This is a genomic window from Wolbachia endosymbiont of Drosophila seguyi (assembly GCF_028981765.1).
In the GTDB taxonomy this organism is placed as follows: domain Bacteria; phylum Pseudomonadota; class Alphaproteobacteria; order Rickettsiales; family Anaplasmataceae; genus Wolbachia; species Wolbachia pipientis.
The window spans coordinates 1-939 of record NZ_JAPQLM010000033.1 but is presented as its reverse complement, the minus strand read 5'-3'; the positions used below and the strand labels follow the sequence as shown (position 1 = coordinate 939).

Here is a 939-nt window from a genome sequence, read left to right as displayed (position 1 = left end):
TTTTGAAAAAACGTTTTATTTTACTCCAAAAACGTCTTAACTTTCTCTCTACTTTTTCTGGGTAAGGTCAATTTACCGCCGCGGCGCTAACTAGTAGCGGGATGACGGGTTACCAAATTGTAGAAGTTGCTTTAGCTATAAATTCAAGTTTTATCAATGTCTTGTGTTGTTACCCAAATAATGGTTGTGCAAGCGCTTAATTTTTTGATCAAAAAGGAACAAGTTTAGTAAAAAATAATGATATTATTAGTGGAACATAAAACAGTCCCACTGCAGTACTGATTAGAAGCAACAGAGTAGCTTTATCTGGTTGATAATTCAAAATATTAGCAAGTATTATACTGGACCCAGAAACTGGAATAATAGCCAGCAACATCAGTGCTTTATATATGCTCTCATCGTATATACCTATAACATGCTTGTCTAAAAGGACAATTCCTAAAACAAACAGTGGCCAGAATACGTACTTTGCTGTAATAGTGATCAAAGCAAGCTTCCAATCTATTTTAAAGCTTCCAATATTCGCAATGCTCACTCCAAGTAGCACCATTCCTAATGTGACAAATGTACTTCTAATATTCATCATAACATCTGTTAAAAAAGTAGGTATTTGTATATCGTATATACTTAAAAAGAAGCCCAGAACCATCGCATAAAGCGAAGGAAGTTTGAACAACTTTAATATGCATTCTTTTGCGGTATAAATACCATTTGCAGCTATGTAAAATCCTAAGCTGTTTTCAAATAGCGCCATTCCTATATAACAAACAACATATACAGATACTGAATCTTCATCAAATAAAGCCATGGCAATCGGCAGGCCAAAATAACCCATACTTGTGCTGCCCGAGCTAAATGCTAATATGTTTCTTGTGTTATCCTTAAATAAAAAAGAAGAAAGATAATACACTGATAAGGACATAGTGCTACCTATAAACC

General features: G+C 34.3%; 1 protein-coding gene. It reads right to left on the bottom strand.

The features are described 5' to 3' along the window. Nucleotides 1–208 precede the first annotated feature (208 nt). Nucleotides 209–939 (bottom strand): AEC family transporter (locus tag OZD62_RS00680; protein ID WP_275019219.1); only part of this gene is annotated, 731 nt, incomplete at its 5' end.